The sequence below is a fragment of the Vibrio sp. 10N.222.48.A3 genome (genome assembly GCF_041475345.1).
In the GTDB taxonomy this organism is placed as follows: Bacteria; Pseudomonadota; Gammaproteobacteria; order Enterobacterales; family Vibrionaceae; genus Vibrio; species Vibrio tasmaniensis_A.
This window is the reverse complement of sequence record NZ_JBFRVX010001290.1, coordinates 1-704: the sequence shown is the minus strand read 5'-3', so window position 1 is coordinate 704 and position 704 is coordinate 1. Positions and strand designations below refer to the sequence as shown.

Genomic DNA, 704 nt, shown 5'->3' with positions numbered 1-704 from the left:
TTTGGATACTTTCCTTTACGATCAAGCAAATCTAATTTCAATGTTGCTTGTGAGTATTCGATATTAAGACGACCAAAAGACTCAACCCAACGCCTTAGTGACTTTGAAAATGGAACATAAGGGTCTAAGTCATTCATGACGTCACCTGAAAAAGAGTAGGTGAAATTATGGGCTTCTAGAGCGCTCTGACCTTTTTTCTGAGTTAAGCTCTCTAGGCTTTGTTGATGGTTATCTCGCGTGCGAACTTCAAAGTCATCCAGAATTGTAAACAGTTGCTCAGTTGTCATCTGCTCGGTTTTAACGACGGAATAGTCAAAAAAGGTTTTGAAACCCAGCGATTGAGCAAACTGGTTGCGTTTTTTGATGAGTTCAATGAAGCCGTTAGCCAGCAGCCACTGCTCTAAACCTAGTAGTGTTTGGTGAGCTGAAAGCCTAACTTTTTCATTACTATTGGTTCTTATTGTTGAACCTAGAACCGGTAACGACCCTTCAGTGTCGTCGCCCGCTTCATTCACGTAAGTCATTACATGATTCTGTTTTTTCTCAAACAGTTCAGCCTCAAACTTTATGAGTTCGGCTTTAAGCTTCTGTGACTGCTCAGACTCAATAGCGTGAGATCTAAAGGTCGCTAACCAACCATTCAAGCCTGTTAGCGTGCTCTCTTTTTCTTGAGGGTCTTGAATTTCTTCGATAGTAGCTAGCTG

The 704-nt window shown here is 41.5% G+C and carries 1 pseudogene; it reads right to left on the bottom strand.

What is annotated here, in order from left to right:
* A pseudogene (locus AB4653_RS25790) lies at nucleotides 1-704 on the bottom strand (peptidase M3); the annotation flags it as partial.